The organism is Micromonospora sp. NPDC050686 (assembly GCF_040654475.1).
Taxonomy (GTDB): domain Bacteria; phylum Actinomycetota; class Actinomycetes; order Mycobacteriales; family Micromonosporaceae; genus Micromonospora.
Map to the genome: position 1 here is coordinate 69,324 of NZ_JBFAID010000022.1, position 16,969 is coordinate 86,292.

General features: G+C 72.7%; 19 protein-coding genes and 2 pseudogenes. 11 read left to right on the top strand and 10 right to left on the bottom strand.

Annotated elements, in window-relative coordinates:
* From AB0H57_RS16880 to AB0H57_RS16890, 3 genes are all read right to left on the bottom strand, one after another.
* Positions 1-657 carry an SAF domain-containing protein gene (locus AB0H57_RS16880; protein ID WP_357507280.1) on the bottom strand — a complete coding sequence of 219 codons (657 nt, stop codon included), beginning with the start codon at positions 655-657 and terminating at the stop codon, positions 1-3.
* A gap of 38 nt (positions 658-695) precedes the next feature.
* Complete coding sequence (locus AB0H57_RS16885; protein ID WP_357507326.1) at positions 696-1,538, bottom strand: hypothetical protein; 843 nt, start codon at positions 1,536-1,538, stop codon at positions 696-698.
* Between the two features lie 113 nt (positions 1,539-1,651).
* Positions 1,652-2,221 carry a hypothetical protein gene (locus AB0H57_RS16890; RefSeq protein ID WP_357507282.1) on the bottom strand — a complete coding sequence of 190 codons (570 nt, stop codon included), beginning with the start codon at positions 2,219-2,221 and terminating at the stop codon, positions 1,652-1,654.
* A 537-nt stretch (positions 2,222-2,758) separates the two neighbouring features.
* Between AB0H57_RS16890 and AB0H57_RS16895 the strand changes: the two genes are divergently transcribed.
* Positions 2,759-3,514 (top strand): A24 family peptidase, encoded by a 756-nt coding sequence (locus AB0H57_RS16895; RefSeq protein ID WP_357507284.1) that lies wholly within the window; start codon positions 2,759-2,761, stop codon positions 3,512-3,514.
* A gap of 22 nt (positions 3,515-3,536) precedes the next feature.
* Here AB0H57_RS16895 and AB0H57_RS16900 read toward each other — a convergent pair whose 3' ends face one another.
* Entirely contained in the window at positions 3,537-4,001 is a 465-nt protein-coding gene (locus AB0H57_RS16900) for a hypothetical protein (protein WP_357507286.1), read from the bottom strand.
* 184 nt (positions 4,002-4,185) lie between these two features.
* On the opposite strand from AB0H57_RS16900, the gene AB0H57_RS16905 reads away from it, so the two are divergent.
* On the top strand, positions 4,186-4,983 hold the full coding sequence (locus AB0H57_RS16905) for an SAM-dependent methyltransferase (RefSeq protein WP_357507288.1): 798 nt from the start codon (positions 4,186-4,188) through the stop codon (positions 4,981-4,983).
* Between the two features lie 17 nt (positions 4,984-5,000).
* Here AB0H57_RS16905 and AB0H57_RS16910 read toward each other — a convergent pair whose 3' ends face one another.
* Positions 5,001-5,585, bottom strand: a complete 585-nt coding sequence (locus AB0H57_RS16910) for a helix-turn-helix domain-containing protein (RefSeq protein WP_357507290.1) — start codon at positions 5,583-5,585, stop codon at positions 5,001-5,003.
* A 63-nt stretch (positions 5,586-5,648) separates the two neighbouring features.
* On the opposite strand from AB0H57_RS16910, the gene AB0H57_RS16915 reads away from it, so the two are divergent.
* The 3 genes from AB0H57_RS16915 (at position 5,649) to AB0H57_RS16925 (ending at position 7,263) form a co-directional block, all read left to right on the top strand.
* Complete coding sequence (locus tag AB0H57_RS16915; protein WP_357507292.1) at positions 5,649-6,239, top strand: dienelactone hydrolase family protein; 591 nt, start codon at positions 5,649-5,651, stop codon at positions 6,237-6,239.
* Positions 6,240-6,452: 213 nt separating this feature from the next.
* Complete coding sequence (locus AB0H57_RS16920) at positions 6,453-6,815, top strand: spore-associated protein A (protein WP_357507294.1); 363 nt, start codon at positions 6,453-6,455, stop codon at positions 6,813-6,815.
* Between the two features lie 34 nt (positions 6,816-6,849).
* Positions 6,850-7,263: a spore-associated protein A gene (locus tag AB0H57_RS16925; RefSeq protein ID WP_357507296.1), complete on the top strand. Its 414-nt coding sequence runs from the start codon at positions 6,850-6,852 to the stop codon at positions 7,261-7,263.
* A 155-nt stretch (positions 7,264-7,418) separates the two neighbouring features.
* Here the strand turns inward: AB0H57_RS16925 and AB0H57_RS16930 are convergent, their stop codons facing one another.
* A complete protein-coding gene (locus tag AB0H57_RS16930) occupies positions 7,419-8,288 on the bottom strand; it encodes an NBR1-Ig-like domain-containing protein (RefSeq protein ID WP_357507298.1) in 870 nt (289 codons plus the stop codon).
* A gap of 226 nt (positions 8,289-8,514) precedes the next feature.
* Between AB0H57_RS16930 and AB0H57_RS16935 the strand changes: the two genes are divergently transcribed.
* From AB0H57_RS16935 to AB0H57_RS16955, 5 genes are all read left to right on the top strand, one after another.
* Positions 8,515-9,126 (top strand): helix-turn-helix domain-containing protein, encoded by a 612-nt coding sequence (locus AB0H57_RS16935; protein ID WP_357507300.1) that lies wholly within the window; start codon positions 8,515-8,517, stop codon positions 9,124-9,126.
* Positions 9,126-9,497 carry a hypothetical protein gene (locus AB0H57_RS16940; protein ID WP_357507302.1) on the top strand — a complete coding sequence of 124 codons (372 nt, stop codon included), beginning with the start codon at positions 9,126-9,128 and terminating at the stop codon, positions 9,495-9,497. The genes AB0H57_RS16935 and AB0H57_RS16940 overlap by 1 nt, the downstream gene beginning before the upstream one ends.
* Positions 9,498-9,666: 169 nt before the next feature.
* Entirely contained in the window at positions 9,667-10,671 is a 1,005-nt protein-coding gene (locus AB0H57_RS16945; RefSeq protein ID WP_357507304.1) for a DUF559 domain-containing protein, read from the top strand.
* Positions 10,658-11,311 carry a hypothetical protein gene (locus AB0H57_RS16950; protein ID WP_357507306.1) on the top strand — a complete coding sequence of 218 codons (654 nt, stop codon included), beginning with the start codon at positions 10,658-10,660 and terminating at the stop codon, positions 11,309-11,311. Before AB0H57_RS16945 ends, AB0H57_RS16950 begins: the two co-directional genes overlap by 14 nt.
* The gene (locus AB0H57_RS16955; protein WP_357507308.1) at positions 11,311-14,547 is read left to right on the top strand and encodes a DUF87 domain-containing protein; all 3,237 of its coding nucleotides are present in this window, start codon (positions 11,311-11,313) and stop codon (positions 14,545-14,547) included. Before AB0H57_RS16950 ends, AB0H57_RS16955 begins: the two co-directional genes overlap by 1 nt.
* 399 nt (positions 14,548-14,946) lie before the next feature.
* Here the strand turns inward: AB0H57_RS16955 and AB0H57_RS16960 are convergent, their stop codons facing one another.
* The 4 genes and pseudogenes from AB0H57_RS16960 to AB0H57_RS16975 form a co-directional block, all read right to left on the bottom strand.
* Positions 14,947-15,165 (bottom strand): hypothetical protein, encoded by a 219-nt coding sequence (locus AB0H57_RS16960; protein WP_357507310.1) that lies wholly within the window; start codon positions 15,163-15,165, stop codon positions 14,947-14,949.
* 120 nt (positions 15,166-15,285) lie between these two features.
* Positions 15,286-15,579 (bottom strand): type II toxin-antitoxin system RelE/ParE family toxin, encoded by a 294-nt coding sequence (locus AB0H57_RS16965; protein WP_357507328.1) that lies wholly within the window; start codon positions 15,577-15,579, stop codon positions 15,286-15,288.
* Between the two features lie 85 nt (positions 15,580-15,664).
* Positions 15,665-15,972, bottom strand: a pseudogene (locus AB0H57_RS16970) (hypothetical protein).
* Positions 15,969-16,350, bottom strand: a pseudogene (locus AB0H57_RS16975) (hypothetical protein). The pseudogenes AB0H57_RS16970 and AB0H57_RS16975 overlap by 4 nt, the downstream one beginning before the upstream one ends.
* Positions 16,351-16,476: 126 nt before the next feature.
* On the opposite strand from AB0H57_RS16975, the gene AB0H57_RS16980 reads away from it, so the two are divergent.
* The gene (locus AB0H57_RS16980; RefSeq protein ID WP_357507312.1) at positions 16,477-16,878 is read left to right on the top strand and encodes a winged helix-turn-helix domain-containing protein; all 402 of its coding nucleotides are present in this window, start codon (positions 16,477-16,479) and stop codon (positions 16,876-16,878) included.
* Positions 16,879-16,969: the final 91 nt, after the last annotated feature.

The window sequence follows — 16,969 nt, forward strand, 5'->3', positions numbered from 1 at the left end:
TCAGGCCGCCTCGGTCAGCACCAGCGCCACCCGGTCCTGGGCGGCGAGCGCCACCACCGCCGGCACGTCCCGGGTGGTGAGCGCCAGGTAGACCACCACGTCGCCGCTCTTCGGGGTGTACGTGTCGATCACCGTCCCCGGGAACCGGGTGGTCGCCCGGGCGGCGCCGTCGTCGTTCTTCGCCGGCGTGGCGACCAGCAGCACCTTGTCGCCGGGGTGCAGTTTGCGGGCCGGCACCCGGGACGGGGGGAGGCCCAGCGACAGTTGCTGCTGCCCGGGGCCGAGCAGCGGAGCCTCGGTGAGCTGGCCCATGGTCAGCAGGGTGCCGGGGACGAGGGACACCGCGGCCCGCTTGCCGACCACGTCCCGGATCCGCGCCGCCGGCACCGGCGCCAGGCCCTGCCCGCCCGCGACCTGCACCGGGACCAGGTCGTCGGCGCCGAGCACCCGGCCCACCTCCACCGGCCGGGCCACCGCGAGGTAGCTGCCGGTGGCCCGGACCGAGGTGACCGCGAACGCCGCGCCCAGCCCGCCGAGCGCGATCAGCAGCACGGCCAGGCCGAGCAGCCCGGGCCGGGTCCGGCGCTGGCGGAGCACCTTCGGCGGGGCGACCGGCGCGTCCACCGGGCCGGTGCTGTGCTGCGTCGCCAGGGTCATCGCGTCATCTCCGTTCGCCGCCGGGCGGGCCGGGCTCCTCACCCGGTCACCACCTGGAGCTCGTCGATCTCGATCGGCACCGCGTTGCTGGTCCGGGTGAGCGGGAAGCTCTGGCTCTCACCGCCGCCGGACCAGCTCACCGTCCAGTGGGTGGTGGCGCTGATCCGGTACGTGCCGGTGGCCCGGTAGCCGTCGTCGTATCCGCAGTCCGGCGAGGTCAGCCCGGCCCGTGGACCGTCCACCTCGTACGGGGTGCCGGGACCGTCGCAGGTGACCGTGTCGCCGTTGCCCATGTCCCAGACGATCCGGTCGACCTTGGCGCTGATCTCGACGGTCAGCCCCCGGTCGCTCTTGCTGCCGTGCAGCGGTCCGAAGTAGTTCGGCCCGGGACTCGCCCACATCCAGACCGGCAGGCCGACCAGCCCGGGGCCGGTGTTGCGGCGCGGGGCCACCTTCAGCCGGGGCGGCAGCAGCCGGATCGAGGCCAGCGCCTGCCGGGCCAGCTCGGCCGGGTCGGGCGGCGCCTCGAAGCCGGCCGGGGCGGCGTCCAGCAGCACCTGATCCTGGGCGCCGAGGTCACCGCCGTTGCAGGTCTGGACGTACCACTGCTTGCCCTCGACCACGCTGGGCTGCGGCTCGGCCAGCTTGTAGTAGCAGCCGTCGCCGTTGTTGAACCAGCCGAGGAACTCGTCGTAGCAGGGCAGCGGCCGGCCGTTCCACTGGCACTTCGCGGCCGGGCCGCCCCCGCCGCCGGTCTCGCCGCCGTTGCCACCGCCACCCGGCCCGCCGGGACCGCCCGGGTCACCGGGGTCGTCGTCCCAGATGTCGCAGTCGTACTGGGTGGGTGGGCAGTTGACGTCCGGGCCGCCGGCCCGGGCCATCGCCGGGCCGGCCGCGCCGAGGATCAGCAGCAGCGCCAGCAGCGCGCCGGCCGCCGGGCGGCGGGCGGCCCCGGCCCTGACCCGCCGAGCCGGGGCGCCTCTTCCTCCCCAGGTCAGCACGGCTGGTCCTGGTGCGTCTGGCCGGCGCTGATCCGCCAGCGGCCGTCCGGGAATCGGGTCGCGGTCGCGGTGGACAGCCAGCGGCCGCCCCGGGAGCCGGGCACCGGCTTGCGGTCCCGGGCGTAGACCAGCCGCCAGCCGGTCGCGTCCAGGCAGTCCTGGATCTCCACGGTGGGGGGCTCCGCCGCCAGGTCGACCGAGGTCACGGTGGAATCGGAGACGAGTTTTCCGGTACGCATCGCGCCGTGCTCCTTCGCCTCACGAATGGCCAGCCGGACCCGGGTGAGCAGCGGGTCCGCCAGGAAGCGGGTCAGTTCCGGATGACGGGGATCGCCGCGCCGGCTCGCCGTGCCGGAGGCGGCCAGATATCCGGAGTAGGCGGCGAGCGCTGCCTTTTCCGCGGCTGCCTCGGCGGCGGCGTCGGCCGGGGGGTGGGCCGCGGCCGCCGCGCCCGACACGGGGCCGGGGGCGTTTTCCGGCGCACCACCGCACCCGCCGGTGATCCCGACGGCGGCGATGACGACCAGGCAGGCCGCCCGGTGGCGGGAATGCCGTACGCGCAACGCCGGTCCTCCTCGATGGCAGCCCGGCGACCTGCGGGATGGTGCGGTTCCGGGCATGCGGAAGCGCGCCCGGATGGGGTCGGCCGGGCCGGAAAGGCGCGTCTCCGCATTTACGGCTGTGGAATTTCTGCCAGGTGTGGAAAGTCGATGTCTCCTGTGGTCCGCGACGCCGGTTGTCGGGGTTGCGTCGTACCCAAGGGGCGAGCATAGGCTGACGTCCGCCGATGCAACAGAGGCAATTCATTCGAATGCGCAGAGTGATGAAAGGTGGTGGCGGGCGGTGCGCGAACCGGGCGTTCCGGGCTTGCGCCCCGCCGGTCGCGGCCCGGTCCGGCAGGTTGGGCCGGTTTGCCGCGAACCGCGCCGTCACCGGCCGGAGGTATGGGGTCGATCGATGGCGTTGGTCCGATCCGTCACCCCGGCCGGCCGGGCTCGACGGTCGGCGGCCACGGCGCCCGGCCGCCGCCGACCCAAGCCGCCCGGAGCGCCGTTTCTCGCGCCATCCGCCACACCTGAGCGATCGTGAGGTTACTTTCCGTGTCCACCTCGCTGGCCCCCGCCCCGGCCACCCGCCGGGCCACCGCCCTGCTCGCCGCCCTGGCGGTCGCCCCCGCCTGCCGGCTCGCGGTCGCTCGGTACGCCGTACCCGCGGGGTCGCCGGACCGGGCGGGATGCGCCGGCTGCGGCGCGCCGACCCGGCTGGACCGGCCGTGGCCGGCGCTCGGCCCGGCGGCCCGCTGCCCCGGCTGCCGGCGGCGGGTCGGCGCGCCACCGTGGACCGTCGAGGCCGCCCTGGTGCTGGCGCTGGCGGTGGTGGCCGTCGCGGACGGACCGCCGGCCGGGCGGCTCGCGCTGGCCTGGTGGCTCGGCTGGGCGGTGCCGCTCTGCTTCGTGGACGTCGCCGTGCACCGGCTGCCCGACCGGCTGACCCTGCCCGCCGCCGCCGGCACCTGGGCGCTGCTCGGCCTCGCCGCGGCCACCGGCCCCGGTCCCGGGCCGTGGCTGCGCGCGGTGGCCGGCGCCGCCCTGCTCGCCCTCTTCTTCGCCAGCACCACATTGCTGCTGGGTGCGCGCGGGTTCGGCCTGGGCGACGCGAAACTCGCGCTGAGCGCGGGGGCGCTGCTCGGCTGGTACGGCTGGCCGCTGCTGGTGGTCGGGCCCGCGCTGGCCTGCGTGCTCTCCGGGGTGGTCGCGCTGGCGCTGCTGCTGGCGCGTCGGGTGCGCTGGTCCAGCCACCTGCCGTTCGGGCCGTACCTGGTGCTCGGCACGATCGCCGCCGTCCTGCTGGGTTGAGGCGCGGCGGGCGGGTGGCAGGTCAGGCCGGGACCGGGCCGCCGGCCATCCGCTCCCGCACCGCCTCCAGCGCCTCGAAGGCGTACGCCCAGTTGTGGCACTTGAAGCTGCGCAGCCCCTCGATCCGGGTGCGGCAGTCGACGCAGTGCACCCCGGCGATGGCGTCCGGCACCTCGGTGTTGACGTACTTCCGGTCGCCCAGGATCACCGTGGCGATCATGTTCCGGTCGTGCACCGCGGACAGCGCCGAGGAGACGATGTCCAGCCAGTTGACCCGGCGGCCGCACTTCGGGCAGTCCGGGGTGTCACCGCTGACCCACAGCGGTGCGCCGATGCTGCCCGGCGGCATGTTCAGCAGCTTCTCGATCCGGCGTACGTCGTGCTCGCCGGTGGTCCAGCGATGCGCGCCGGGCAGCGCGGCGGGTGAGTCGTACACGGCCCTGAACAGGGCCGGGTCCACCTCCACGGTCTCCCGCTGACGGGTCATCGGCATCCCTCCTCGACGATCGGTGCCCTCACCGTGGGCCGGGGCCCGCGGCCCGTGCAGCCGGATCAACGACAGGGCCGGCCGGCACGGCACGGGGGTGGCCCGGTGACGTACGGGTCAGCGCGCGGGGCGCCGGCGGTGCTAGACAGGGGACGCCAGCAGTGGCGTGCCGGAGGGAGCCCGCGTGTCCAATGAGCCGACGACCAGCCCGACCGACGCCCAGGCGCGGCCGAACGTCGCCCGGATGTACGACTACTACCTCGGCGGCTGCCACAACTTCGCCGCCGACCGGGAGGCCGCCGAGCGGGTGCTGCAGATCTTTCCGGACACCGGGGTGGCCGCGCAGACCAACCGGGCGTTCCTCCGCCGGGCCGTCCGGTACGCCGCCGAGCAGGGCGTACGCCAGTTCCTCGACGTCGGAGCCGGCCTGCCCACCCAGGGCACCGTGCACGAGGTGGTGCGCGCGGTGGCGCCGGAGTCGCGGGTGGTCTACGTCGACTCGGACGAGGTCGCCGTGGCGTACGCCCGGCGGTTGCTGCCCGGCGACGACCGCACCGCGGCGATCCGGGGCGACCTGCGCCGGCCCGGCGAGATCCTCGCCGACCCGGAAGTCGGCCGCCTGATCGACCTGCGCGAGCCGGTCGCGGTGCTGCTGGTCGCGGTGCTGCACTTCGTGCCCGACGCCGACGATCCGTACGCGGCGGTGGCCCGGCTGCGCGACGCCACCGTGCCGGGCAGCATGCTGGTGCTGTCCCACCTGACCCTGGACGGCGTCCCGCCCGTGGCCGCGGCGCAGGGGCAGGCGGTCTACCAGCGCAGCAGCGCGCCGCTGACGCCCCGCACGTACGCCGAGACCGAGCGCTTCCTGGCCGGGTACGAGTTGGTCCCGCCCGGCCTGGTCCAGCTCGCCCAGTGGCGGCCCGACGGGGAACCGCAGGCCGGGGTGTCGCACGGCTACGGCGGGGTGGGCGTACGCCGGTAGGGTGTGCCGCCGCGTGCTCAGTCGGCCCGGCCCTCCTCGGCCTCGGGGAGGGTGGGGGCGTCGGTGGGATAGAGGCCGGCGACGAAGCCGTACACCTGGTCGCCGGAGCGGGGGATCTGGGCGAAGCGGCGGGCCAGTTCCTGGACCTCGGCCCAGAAGTTGCGTACCTCCTCGACGGGGATGCGGGCGTGGACGAGGGTGCACCGCAGGTCGTCGGCGGCGTGTGCGGCCGCGGACTCGGCGGCCGCCTGGGCCACGCCGTTGATGCCGGCCACGATCTGCCGGTCCGCTGGTTGGTGGAGCGCGCCGACGTAGAAGGTGCGGGCCACCCGGCCGTAGTAGCGCTCCTCGATCGCGCGCACCCGCCGGGTGCGCACCACCCGGAGCAGCCCGGCGGTGACGAGCAGGTTCACGTGGTACGCGACGCTGCTCTTCGGCCGGTCGACGGCGCGGGCCAACTCGGTGACCGTGGCGGCCCGTTCGAGCAGCAGTTCCAGCAGGGTCTCGCGGAGCGGATCGGCCAGGGCGCGCAGTTGCTCGGTGGCGGTGACGACGAGCATGTCGTCGAGGTCGTAGTCCGGGATCTGCCTGTTGACCGACATTTTTCGACCGTTCTAGAATTCTGGTTCATTCGAGTGGCGTGGTCCGATAACAGGAGTGTAGAGATGATCGAGGTCGTGCTGTTCCACCACGTGCAGGGGCTCACCGACGGCGTCCGGGCGTTCGCCGACGACCTGCGCGCCGGCGGGCACGCCGTGCACACGCCGGACCTGTTCGACGGCGGGATGGCGGCGAGCCTCGAGGACGGCTTCGCGATCACCAAGCGGATCGGGAGCGACGTGCTCGACGAGCGCGCCGACCGGATCGCCGCCGACCTGCCCGACGCGCTGGTCTACGCCGGCTTCTCCTGGGGCGCCGCCATCGCCCAACGGCTTGCCCAGACCCGGCCCGGCGCCCGCGGTGCGCTGCTCTACGAGGCGTGCCTCCCCGTCACCGGCGAGTGGGCCGTCGGCCCGTGGCCCGCCGGGGTACCGGTGCAGATCCACGGGATGGACAAGGACCCGTTCTTCGCGCTGGAGGGCGACCTCGACGCGGCTCGGGAGCTGGTCGAGGTCGCCGGGCCCGAGCTGGCGGAGGTGTTCACCTACCCGGGCGGCGGGCACCTGTTCACCGACCGCACGCTGCCGTCATACGACGCGGCGGCGGCGGAGCTGGTGCTGCGGCGGTCGCGGGAGTTCCTCGACCGGCTGGGCTGACCGGTCACCTTCTGGGCCGCGCGTCGCACCCTTCGTTCGAGCCGCTGACCTGGGGGATATTTCTCTGAATAGTCCACTGGAAGATCACTGGACGAAGATCGTTTGGTGTCGGCGGACTCCGCCTGGCAGCGTCCTTCCCGGCAATCCACAGTGGAAGGGAACTTCATGCGCATTCGGCAGAGAATCGCCGCGCTGGGACTCACGGCAGCTGCCGTGACGGCGGGAGCCGTGGTCAATGCCTCACCCGCGTACGCCGCGCTCTACGGCGGTCAGTGCGGCTCCGGCTACGGAGTCGTCAACCTGATCGACCTGCCCGACCTCCGCGGCACGGTCTACCTGACCTACAGCTCGTCCAGCGGGAAGAACTGCGTCGTCACCATCCGGGAGAAGCCGGGCACCGCCACGCTCATGGAGGCGTACCTCCGCCGTTCCGGCACCACGAAGTGGGAGAAGGACAGCGGCAACTTCACGACCTACGCGGGGCCGGTCTACGTGTCGGCGGCGGGCTCGTGTGTCGACTGGGGCGGCACCATCGGGACGGCCTCCAAGACCCGCACCGGCACCAACTGCGGCTGACCGCAGACGACCGCAAGCATCCGAGGAGAATGCCATGAAGCTCGTCAAGACCACCGCCGCAACCGTCGCCCTGACCGCCACCGCGATGGCCGGCGCGTTGGCTGCGGCGACCCCGGCGTACGCCGCCACCTACGGCGGCGAGTGCGGGTCCGGCTACAGCGTCGTGAACAGCGCCCCGATCGGCACCAAGGGGACCGTGTTCCTCACCTACAGCTCGTCGACGGGCAAGAACTGCGCGATCGCCAAGCGGAACACCGCCGGCTCGGCCGTGCTCATCGAGGTGGGCCTGGGGATCAACCCGGTCGGCAGCCACTGGCCGGCTTACGAGGGCAACTACTTCACGTCCTACGCCGGCCCGATCTACCTGTCGGCGGCGAACAAGTGCGTGGACTGGATGGGCCGGATCAGCGGCACCGAAGGCGGCAAGCGCGGCACCAACTGCGGCTGATCCGTCCGAACGGCTAGCTGCTCCACCCGACGCGGATCGACGGGGGAAGCCCTGCCGGCGCGATGCCGCACCGGCAGGGCTTCGCCGCCTCACGATGCGGTTCCGGTGCCAGCCGGACCGGTGGGTGAGAAGGACCGCGCGGCTCCGCGCGGACCTCACGAGCCACCGACCCGCACGTCCAGGAAGACGGGTCGCTTGAGCGGGAAGAACATCCGCCCGTCCTCGTCGGCCATCTTCCAGTAGATTTTGCAGCCCCCGGGCTCGCTGGGGGTCCGGACGGACACCTCGATGTCGACGGCCTCTCCCGGCATCGTCTGCGGGATGGTGACCGAAGCCGGCGCCTGGCACGGTGTTTCGTTGACCCGGACCAGCAAGCGATTGGCCCAGATCACTGCGCCCGTGTTGCGGATCCTCCAGATCTTCGTGAACGGGGTGTTCGGCGGTACCAGAGACCCGTCGGGGTAGGTGATGTCGCCTTCGAACCGGGAGTCGTCGTGAACGGGTGGAGCGACCACCGCGGGTGTCACGCCGCTGTCGGTCTCGTCCCGCCGCCGATCGAGAACGACGAAGGCGGCTCCGGCGCCGGTGAGGGCAGCCATCGCCGCAGCCACGCCGGTGATGGCGATATGTCGCCGATCGCGTAGCCGGGGTGGTGCAGGCTCAACGGCTGCCGATGGCCCCGGTGCACCTCGCATCTCAGCGTCGTCGCCGGCTCGGCCGGTTTCCCCGGCCGGCCTTGTCTCCTCGATCGCGCTGGTCTCGGGTTGCGGCGTTCCCTTCTTGGCGTGCGCCCAGCGTTCCCGCCACGCCCGCTCGGTCTCCACCGGATCGTGGCCCAGCCGGGCGACGGCGAGCACTCGCACGAACTCCCATGTCGTCTCCCAACTGGGCAGGCTCCGACCCTGCGCCGCGGCGGCCAGCGACGACTTCGAGGCGGCCGCGCCCAGGCGCAACGACATCTCCTCGTACGAGGGGTCGCCCGCCTCCTCCTTCAATCGCAACAGGTGATCGGCGAAGGCGCCCACCGGTCCCGAATCCGGGTCGGGGCGCGTCGGCCGTCGCCCCCGCCGTCGCGGTACCCGAGGCTGGCCCTGCTTTTCTCCGTGCATTCCCCACCTTCGCCAGAACAGACCAAGCATGCGCGTCCGCGCCATCCGGCGCAGGGGCGACGATATCCGCGTATTTCAAACCTGCCGCCCGCAGGCTTCCCGGCGATATTGCTATCACTCTCGATAGTGATACCGTTGGGCCATGGGGATGTCGAGTGAGCGTTGGGCCGAGCTGGCGCTGCACCCGGTGCGGATCCGGATCCTGCGAGCGGTCGCGGGCTCCCGGCTGACCACACACGACCTGGTCGAGCTGCTGCCCGACATCCCGCACGCGACCCTCTACCGGCACCTGGCGGTGCTGGTCAAGACCGGGCTGCTCGACGTGGTCGAGGAGCGCAAGGTGCGCGGCGCGGTCGAGCGGGTCTATGCGCTGCCTGCGCACGGCGCGACGCTGAACGCCGCGGCCCTGGCCACGGCCACGCCGGAGGACCACGCGCGCTACTTCACGGCGTTCGTGTCCAGTCTGCTGTCGGAGTTCTCCCGCTACCTGGCCCGGGAGCGGATCGACTTCGTCGCCGACGGTGTCGGCTACCAGCAACTCGTGCTGCACCTGACGGACGCCGAGCTGGGCGAGTTCGCCGCCGGTTTCAACGCGCTGGTCGGCCCGCTGCTCGGCAACGAGCCCGGCGACGGACGGATACCGCGACTGCTGGCGACCGTGCTGATGCCGGCCGACCGGCCGGCCGCCACCGGCGGCGACAAGCAGGAACCGGGGTCGGCGAACGACGCCGACGCGACAGAAGGGGGAGACTGATGGCAGCGGTAACGGTCACCGGTGACCTGATCGACATCCGGTTCACCGGATGGGAGCGGATCTGGGTCGGGCGGGAGCGGTTCGCACTGCGTCTCAGTGCGGTACGGCACGCCGCCGGAGTGGACAACCCGCTCCGGCTGGCCCGTGGCGCCCGACGGGGATACGTCGTGTCCGGCTTCGCCAAGGTCGGCGTCTGGGGTCTGTACGGTGGCCCCCGGCAGCTCGTGGCGGCCCGCCGGGGCGAGCCCGGACTGCACCTGGTGCTGGACCGGGCGGCGGCCGGCGGCGAGTTCGACGAGGTCGTGCTCTCCACCCCCGCCGCGCCGGGCCTCGCGGAGGCGATCGGGCGGGCGATGGCGGCCGGGGCGTGACCGGCGACCACCGGACGATCGAGGTGTCGCGCCTGACGAAGCGCTATGGCGGCACGGCGCCGGGCCCTCGTTCTCCACTACCGGCGTACGGTCTGGCGCTGCCCGAAGCAGATTCGTACTCTGTTCCGGGACGGCTCGGGCCGACGGTGAGGAGGGGCTGACGCTGCTGTTGAACCGGAGCCTTGCCGACGTCCCGTTCGATCGCGTCGTCGCCCTGCCCGACGCGAACATCGACGCACTGGCCATGTTGATCGCCCGCAACCATGCGGAACTGGCCGCCGTGGTGCACCGCCCGACCGCCCGACACGCGCTGCCGGTGGACTTCGTGCACGCCGCGCTGGACCGGCTCGAACAGGTCGCCGTCGAGCTGCTGCCGGCCTGGCTGCCCGAGGCCGTGGAAGGAGTCCGTCCCGACACGGCCGGGCTCGCGGCGATCCGGGCCGCAGCCGCCGCACGGGCCCGTCGCGACCGCTTTCCCGGCACCTTCCTGCCGGATCTGGCCGTCTTCGCGGTGACCGGACGCCGCGCCACCGCCGCGCCACTACCGTTGCGTACCCGGACGGCCGCGCTGGCGCGTCTCGTGGCCGGCGCGTTCGGCCGGCAGAGGATGGTGCTGCTCGTCGAACCGTCCGGCGGTGACGGCCCGGTGGTCGCGGCCGGCGCCGCCTGGCTCGGGCAGCACGGCGGCCCGGCCGGCTGGCTGATCGGAGCCGCTGCGGCCGGGCTGGAAGGGCTCCCGGAGTTCCGGATCGAGTCGCCACCCGTGCCGCGCGACGTGCCCCCCGCCGCCGGAACGGTGGTGGGCAGGCCGCATCCGGCGAGCGACGTCGAGAAGAGGCTGGAGGCGGCGCTCGCCGCCGAGAGCTGGTCGGCCGGGCGGCGGTGGAACCAGAGCTACCAGTCCCACGGTTTGGCCGCGCCGGTCCGGCTCGATCTACTGTGGCCGGACGAACGGTGCGTGGTGGAGATCGACGGGCCGGAGCACTGCCGTCCGGTCCACTTCGAGGCCGACCGGCAGCGCGACGTCCAGCTGCAACTGGACGGCTACGCCGTCCTACGCTTCACCAACGCCCGGGTAACCCACGACGTCGGCGCCGTGGTCCAGCAGATCGGTACGTATCTGCGGGCCCGTCGCCGGGACATGGCGGAAGGACGGCATCATGGCCGGCGATGAGCTGACCGCATCCGAGAGCGCGATCCTCGTCGTGCTCATGGCCGAGGCGCGGGAGGTGCTGAACACCGAACTCCGCGAGCGCTACAACCTGGACGTACGCAAGCCGCAGCGCGACAAGCTCACCCGCCTGCACTACGTCGCCAGCCGCAAGAGCGGATCGACGTACGCCCTCCAGTTGGACGACAAGGGCTGGGTGCGGGTGCAGAGCGACCTCGACTTCACGCTGCGCGGCGCGTCCGCGCTCGGTGCCGCGCTGACCGCTCTGCAGGCCAACCTGCGGGATCGCGTCCTGGCCCGCAGCGGCTGCGCCACGCTGACCGAACTCTTCGCCCTGACCGACGTACGAGCGCCGGCTTCCGCCCCGGCCGCCGACCCGTCCGGGTCGCTGCGGGCGCGTATCGTCAGCGCGTACCGGGCGCTCGCCGACGAGCCCGGGGCGTGGGTCAGCCTGCGCCGACTCCGCCCGTTCTTCGCCGACGTGCCACGGGACGACCTGGACGAGTCGCTGCGCCGGCTCAGCCGATCCGACGGCGTGACCATCGCTCCGGAGTCGAATCAGCAGACGCTCACCGAGGCGGACATCACGGCAGCGCTCCGGCTCGGCGGGCAGGAGAACCACCTGCTGGCGATCGGCGTGTGATGGACGAGGCGGAAGGGACCGCGCTGGCGGCCCTGCGGTTCGACTGGGCGCCGGTTCCCGACGACGTGTGGCGTCCGCTGCCCTTCCACGTCGACGGCCTGCACGTCCCGGCCGTCCGGGATGTGCTCGCCGGCGTGGACGAGGCCACGGCGAACCCGCACGGCAGCCCGCTCGGCCTGGTCGTCCAGGGCCAGCGGGGGTCCGGCAAGACCCACCTGCTGGGCGTGATCCGCCAGCAGGTGCAGCAGAAGGGCGGCTACTTCTTCCTGGTCGGCCTGCTCGACGCCGAGGGCTTCTGGGACGGTGTGCTGGCCGCGATGCTGGACGGCCTGGCCCGACCGGTGCCGGGCAGCCGCGAGACCCAGCTCAAGCTGCTGCTGCGGCGGTTGTCGGCGTTGGTGGGCGCGCCCCGGACGGCACGCCGAGCCGTCATGGGCGACACCGAACTGACCCGGGCGGCGCTCGACGCGTTCCTGGAGGGGCTCGGCGACTTCGACCGGCACGCGGCCCGGACGTGCCAGGAGACCGCGCGGGCACTCGCGCTGAGCGCCTCCGAGGACATCTCCCACCGCGACGTGGCGGAGAACTACTTCCTCTCCGGCGAGGAGGTCGTTCCGGGCGAACGCGCGACCTGGGGGATGCGCCGGGTTCCCCGCCCGGCCCAGCAGATCGTGCAGGACCTGTCCTGGCTGCTGGCGCTCACCGGTCCGTCGGTCGTGGCGATCGACCAGATCGACACGCTGATCGCCCAGTTGGCGATCCAGAGCGACCCCTCGCTGGTCGGTGCCGCCGCGATGAGTCCGGAGCAGGCGCTCATGCTGGCCCGGATGGCGGACGGCCTCATGTCGCTGCGGCAGACGACGCGGCGCACGCTGACCCTCCTCGCCTGCATACCGAACTCGTGGACCATCATCAGGTCCACCGCCGCCGACACGGTTGCCGACCGGTTCCGGGAGGCGCCGCCGCTGCGCCGGATCGACGATGCCGACCTCGCCCGGGCGATCATCGAGAAGCGGTTCAACCTCCGCTACCAGGAGGTCGGGTTCGCGCCGCCGTACCCCTCGTGGCCGGTGTCCCCGCGCGCCTTCGCCGAGGCGGGAGCGTTCACCCCGCGCCAGTTGCTCATCGAGATCGACCGGCACATCCGCGCCTGCCTCGCCGACGACGAGGTCCGGGAGCTGACCAGCCTCGGCGAGCCGCCCGCCGCGGAGCCCCGGGAGCCCCGGCCCACCCCGCCCACCGCCGCCACCACCGAGGAGTTGGACCGCTACGACGCCCGTTTCGCCGAGCTGAGGCGCGTTGCGAACGTCACCACCCCGCGCGAGCGGACGTCGGAGGACGAGGTGATGCCGCCGCTGCTCGCTGCCGGGCTCACCGCCTGGATCCTGGAACGGGGCGACGCCGGGGCGGCGTTCAGCGTCGACCCGCCCCCGAGCACCGACCCGCCGCTGCACGCCCGGTTGCGCCTGACGCTGGACGAGCGCACCGAGGACCAGGTGCACTGGTGTTTCCGGGCGATCAGCGACAATCACCACGGCAACGCGGCGCTGGCCCGGCTCCGGAAGGCGTGCGTGGCCTCCGCCCTCGACACCGGCCTGGCCAAACGCAAGCTCTTCCTGCTGCGCAACCGCGAGTGGTCGACCAGCGCGGCCACCCGGAAGACCATCGGCACGTTCACCGAGGCGGGCGGCCAGACCATCGGCCTGGACGAGGAGGACCTGCGTATCCTCTCGGCGCTGCGGGTCATGCTCGCCGAAGCGACGATGGACCTGCAGGGGTGGCTGACCGACCGCCGCCCCACCCGGGAGCTGAAGTTCCTCCAGCACGCGCTGGCGGACGTCGACCGCTGGACGGCGGACGGGCCGCCACCGGAACCCACGCCGGCCCTGGCGACCGAGCCGGCGCCGCCGGCCACTGCTCCGGTCTCGGCGACCCCGTCCCCGACCGAGCCGGCAACGCCCACCGCCGCCGCCAAGCCGACGACCGCCGCCGCGACCGAGCCGGCGTTCGTGGTCGGATACGGGTACGACGACGGGACGCCGGTCCCGCTGGCCCTCGAGGCACTCCGGAAGCACACCACAATCTTCGCCGGCTCGGGCTCCGGCAAGACCGTACTCATCCGCCGCATCGTCGAGGAGTGCGCCCTCGCGGGGGTTTCCGCCATCGTGCTCGACCCCAACAACGACCTCGCCCGCCTCGGCGAGGGGTGGCCCGAGCCACCGGCACAGTGGCGACCGGGTGACGCGGCCAGGGCAGCGGACTACCTGGCCCACACCGATGTCGTGGTCTGGACGCCGCGCCGCTCGGCGGGCCGCCCGCTGAGCTTCCAGCCGCTACCCGACTTCACCAGCGTGCGCGACGACCCGGACGAGTTCGGCGAGGCCGTCGAGGCGGCCGTCGCGGCCCTCGCGCCACGCGCCATGGTCACCGGCCGGGCCACCAGGGCGCACCTGGGGCTGGCGGTGCTGCGCAAGGCCGTCGAGCACTACGGCCAGCGTGGCGGTCACCGGCTGAAGGGCCTCGTCGACACGTTGGCCGACCTGCCGGACGGCATCATCGACCTCGAAGACGCCGACAAGATCGGTCTCGGCCTGGCGCAGACCCTGACCGCCGCCATGGTGAACGACCCGCTCTTCGGGGGCGAGGGCACGCCGATGGATCCCGGCGCGCTGCTCACCCCCGCCCCCGGCAAGCGGGCCCGGGTCTCGGTCGTCAGCCTGGTGGGCCTGCCGTCCGACGACGTACGCCAGAGTTTCGTCAACCAGCTCCAGATGGCGCTCTTCGCCTGGATCAAGAGGAACCCGGCCGGGGACCGGCCGCTGCTGGGGCTGCTCATCATGGACGAAGCCCAGACGTTCGCCCCGTCCGGGGCGATGACCGCCTGCACCCAGAGCACGCTGGCCCTGGCCGCCCAGGCACGCAAGTACGGACTCGGGCTGATCTTCGCCACCCAGGCGCCGAAGGGACTGCACAACCGCATCCCCGGCAACGCGGCGACCCAGCTGTACGGCCTGATGAACAGCCCGATCCAGATCGAGGCGGCGCGCGAGATGGCCCGGGCCAAGGGGGGAGACGTGCCGGACATCTCCCGGCTGACCGTGGGCGAGTTCTATCTCGCCGCCGAGGGCGCCGCACCGCGGAAGATTCGGACGCCGCTCTCGCTGAGCCACCACCCGCGCAGCCCGCTCACCGTGGAGGAGGTGCTGGACCGGGCGCGCGGTCCGCAGCGCACCTGATCTGCCGGCGTTGGGTTAGGCACAGGTGACTTCCGCGACGCCCACGACGAGCAGGCCGACACGGTCGCGGACGGGCGGGCCGCCACTATGACCGTCAGCCGCCCCGGCGCGGTGAGCCGGCTGCGGTTCACCGCCGACGCCGGTCGACGCCTCACCGTCGAGGTGACCGCCGCCAGCGTGCCCGACCGGTGCGGGATCCTGCTGCTGACCGGCCCGGACGGCGACACCGTGGGCAACGGCTGCGTCATCGGCGAGACCGCTCGGTTCGAGACGGGTCCGTTGCCGAGGGCGGCGCGTACACCTCGTGCTCGATCCGGTGGCACCCGAGACCGGCTCGGCGACGCTCACCGTCCGGCAGGCCGGCTGAGTGTGGGCCACGGCGGCAGCGCCTGCCGGTGCCTAGTGCGGCAGTTCGCGCCAGCCCGGGCTGCCGCCGCGCCAAGCCCCCGCGAGGATGCTCGCTGAGCTGCGGCTGGAGCACTCCAGCACCTCTGAACGGCCCTGTGCGCCACCGATTTGCGCCTGAACTTCCCAGCGCTGACCATCGGTCCGGATATAGACGTCGCGGCGCCCTCGGGCCGTCGCGTCCCCATTCCACCAGTGTTCCTCGAGGATCACCCTGACGACGGTAGCAGCAGGTGCCCGGACGGCCGCAAGCGTGGCCGCCCGGTCCAGGCGGGGCTATGCGAGGCGATCTGACGGAGGTCGCCGCCGTACCCGTCCGGGCGTGACCCCCCATCAGCTCGGCCACCTGACGCCGGGTGAGGCCGAGACGCTTGCGCTCCTCGGCGAGGTGGAAGGCGCTGACCCATGCCTCGGCATCAGCCTTCCCCTCCGTTTCCTCTCGAAGGCAAGCCAACCCTCGTACGCAACCTCGGCCATCGGGATCGCCTTCTCGTACCACCGCGTCCAGTCTCCGGCCTTGTTGCCGGCGACCAACAGCACCGCCAGCGACCAGGGATCAAAGACGAACAGAACCCGAATGGCGACGTCGCGTCCAGACCTCGGCCGGAGCTCCTTGAGGGTGCTGATGTTCGAACCCCGGCGCGTGTCGGGTTATGGAGTGAGCCGCCAGGACTCGAACCCTGAACCCATGGATTGCCGGCGAGCCGGCAGGTCATCCCGGCTGCTGGCGCGCTTCTCGGTCGGGTTCGGCTGGCACGGTTGCTGTACTGCGCTGCTGTACTGCTGGCGGGTTCGGCCCGTTTCCCGTGTCCACCCGAGGAACCTGCGGTGCAGGGCGCCGGCCGGCACCCAGGTCAGGTCTTCGGCGGCCTGGACGAGGTAGGAGCCGAGGTAGAGGGCGAGGGAGACCGGGGCGTCGGCGAACTCGGCCTGTAGTTCCCGCCGCCGGGTCGGGCAGGGCCAGGCGGCGTTGCAGCCGCCGCAGCTCCAGATCGGCATGACGGGGCCGTGGGTGGTCACCGCACACCGCCGAGGAAGCGGGTTGTGATCGTCCGGGCCTGCCGGCTGGGTCGCCCAGTCCACCTGCCAGCACGGGTACGGGGCCAGGCGCGACCACCAGGCGCGGCAGCCGACGCACATGCCGTCGATCCCTCGGACGTGTACGGCCAGAATCACGTGCTCCTGGTCGGCTTTCACTGCGCCTCCTCTCCTGGCCAGTGGCCGCGGTTGATGGGGATGCGGTGCCGGGTGTGGCAGGGCAGATCGGCTCCGCAGCGGCAGATCCGCCGCCACTTTCGCCAGGACCAGACCGGCCGGTGCCGGCGGGCGAGGGTGAGCGCGACGGCTATCAGGTACTCCTCGTACGAGACGCGCGGCACCGGATCTCCCCTCGGGCATGGGTCGACGGCGCGGCGGCCGGGCCTTAGCTGGTCATCCGACCGCCGCGCCTGCTCATTCACCGTACCGACGTAGGACTGTAGATACAATAAGATGTAGAACTGTTGGACACGTAGCGTCACATTCGTGATCGACCCCAGCTCGGATCGGGCCGTGTTCCGGCAGCTCGCAGACCTCCTGCGAGACCGGATCACGTCTGGCGACCTCGCGCCCGGCGCGTCGCTGCCGAGTGAGCTGCGGCTGGCTCAGGAGCACGGGCTGAGCCGCACGAGTGTGCGACAGGCGATAGCGCTACTCCGGTCGGAAGGGCTCGTGATCGTAGAACCGCCGCGCGGCACCTTCGTCCGGGCAGGTGAGCCGACCGAGACGGTGACCCTCCTCAAGGGCGACACCGCCTCGGCACGGATGCCGACGCCTGCTGAGCGTCGTGAGCTGGAGATCGGCGAAGGCGTCCCGGTGCTTGTGGTCTTCCGGGCCGCCGGCTCCCGCGAGCTGTACGCCGCCGACCGCGTACGTGTGGGTCGCTAGACGAGTAGTTCCGAAATCGGTCAGTGGTCGTAGGCGATCAGGGATCGGGTGACGGGTGCGCCGGTTTTGTTGTTGTGCCAGATGGCGGCGG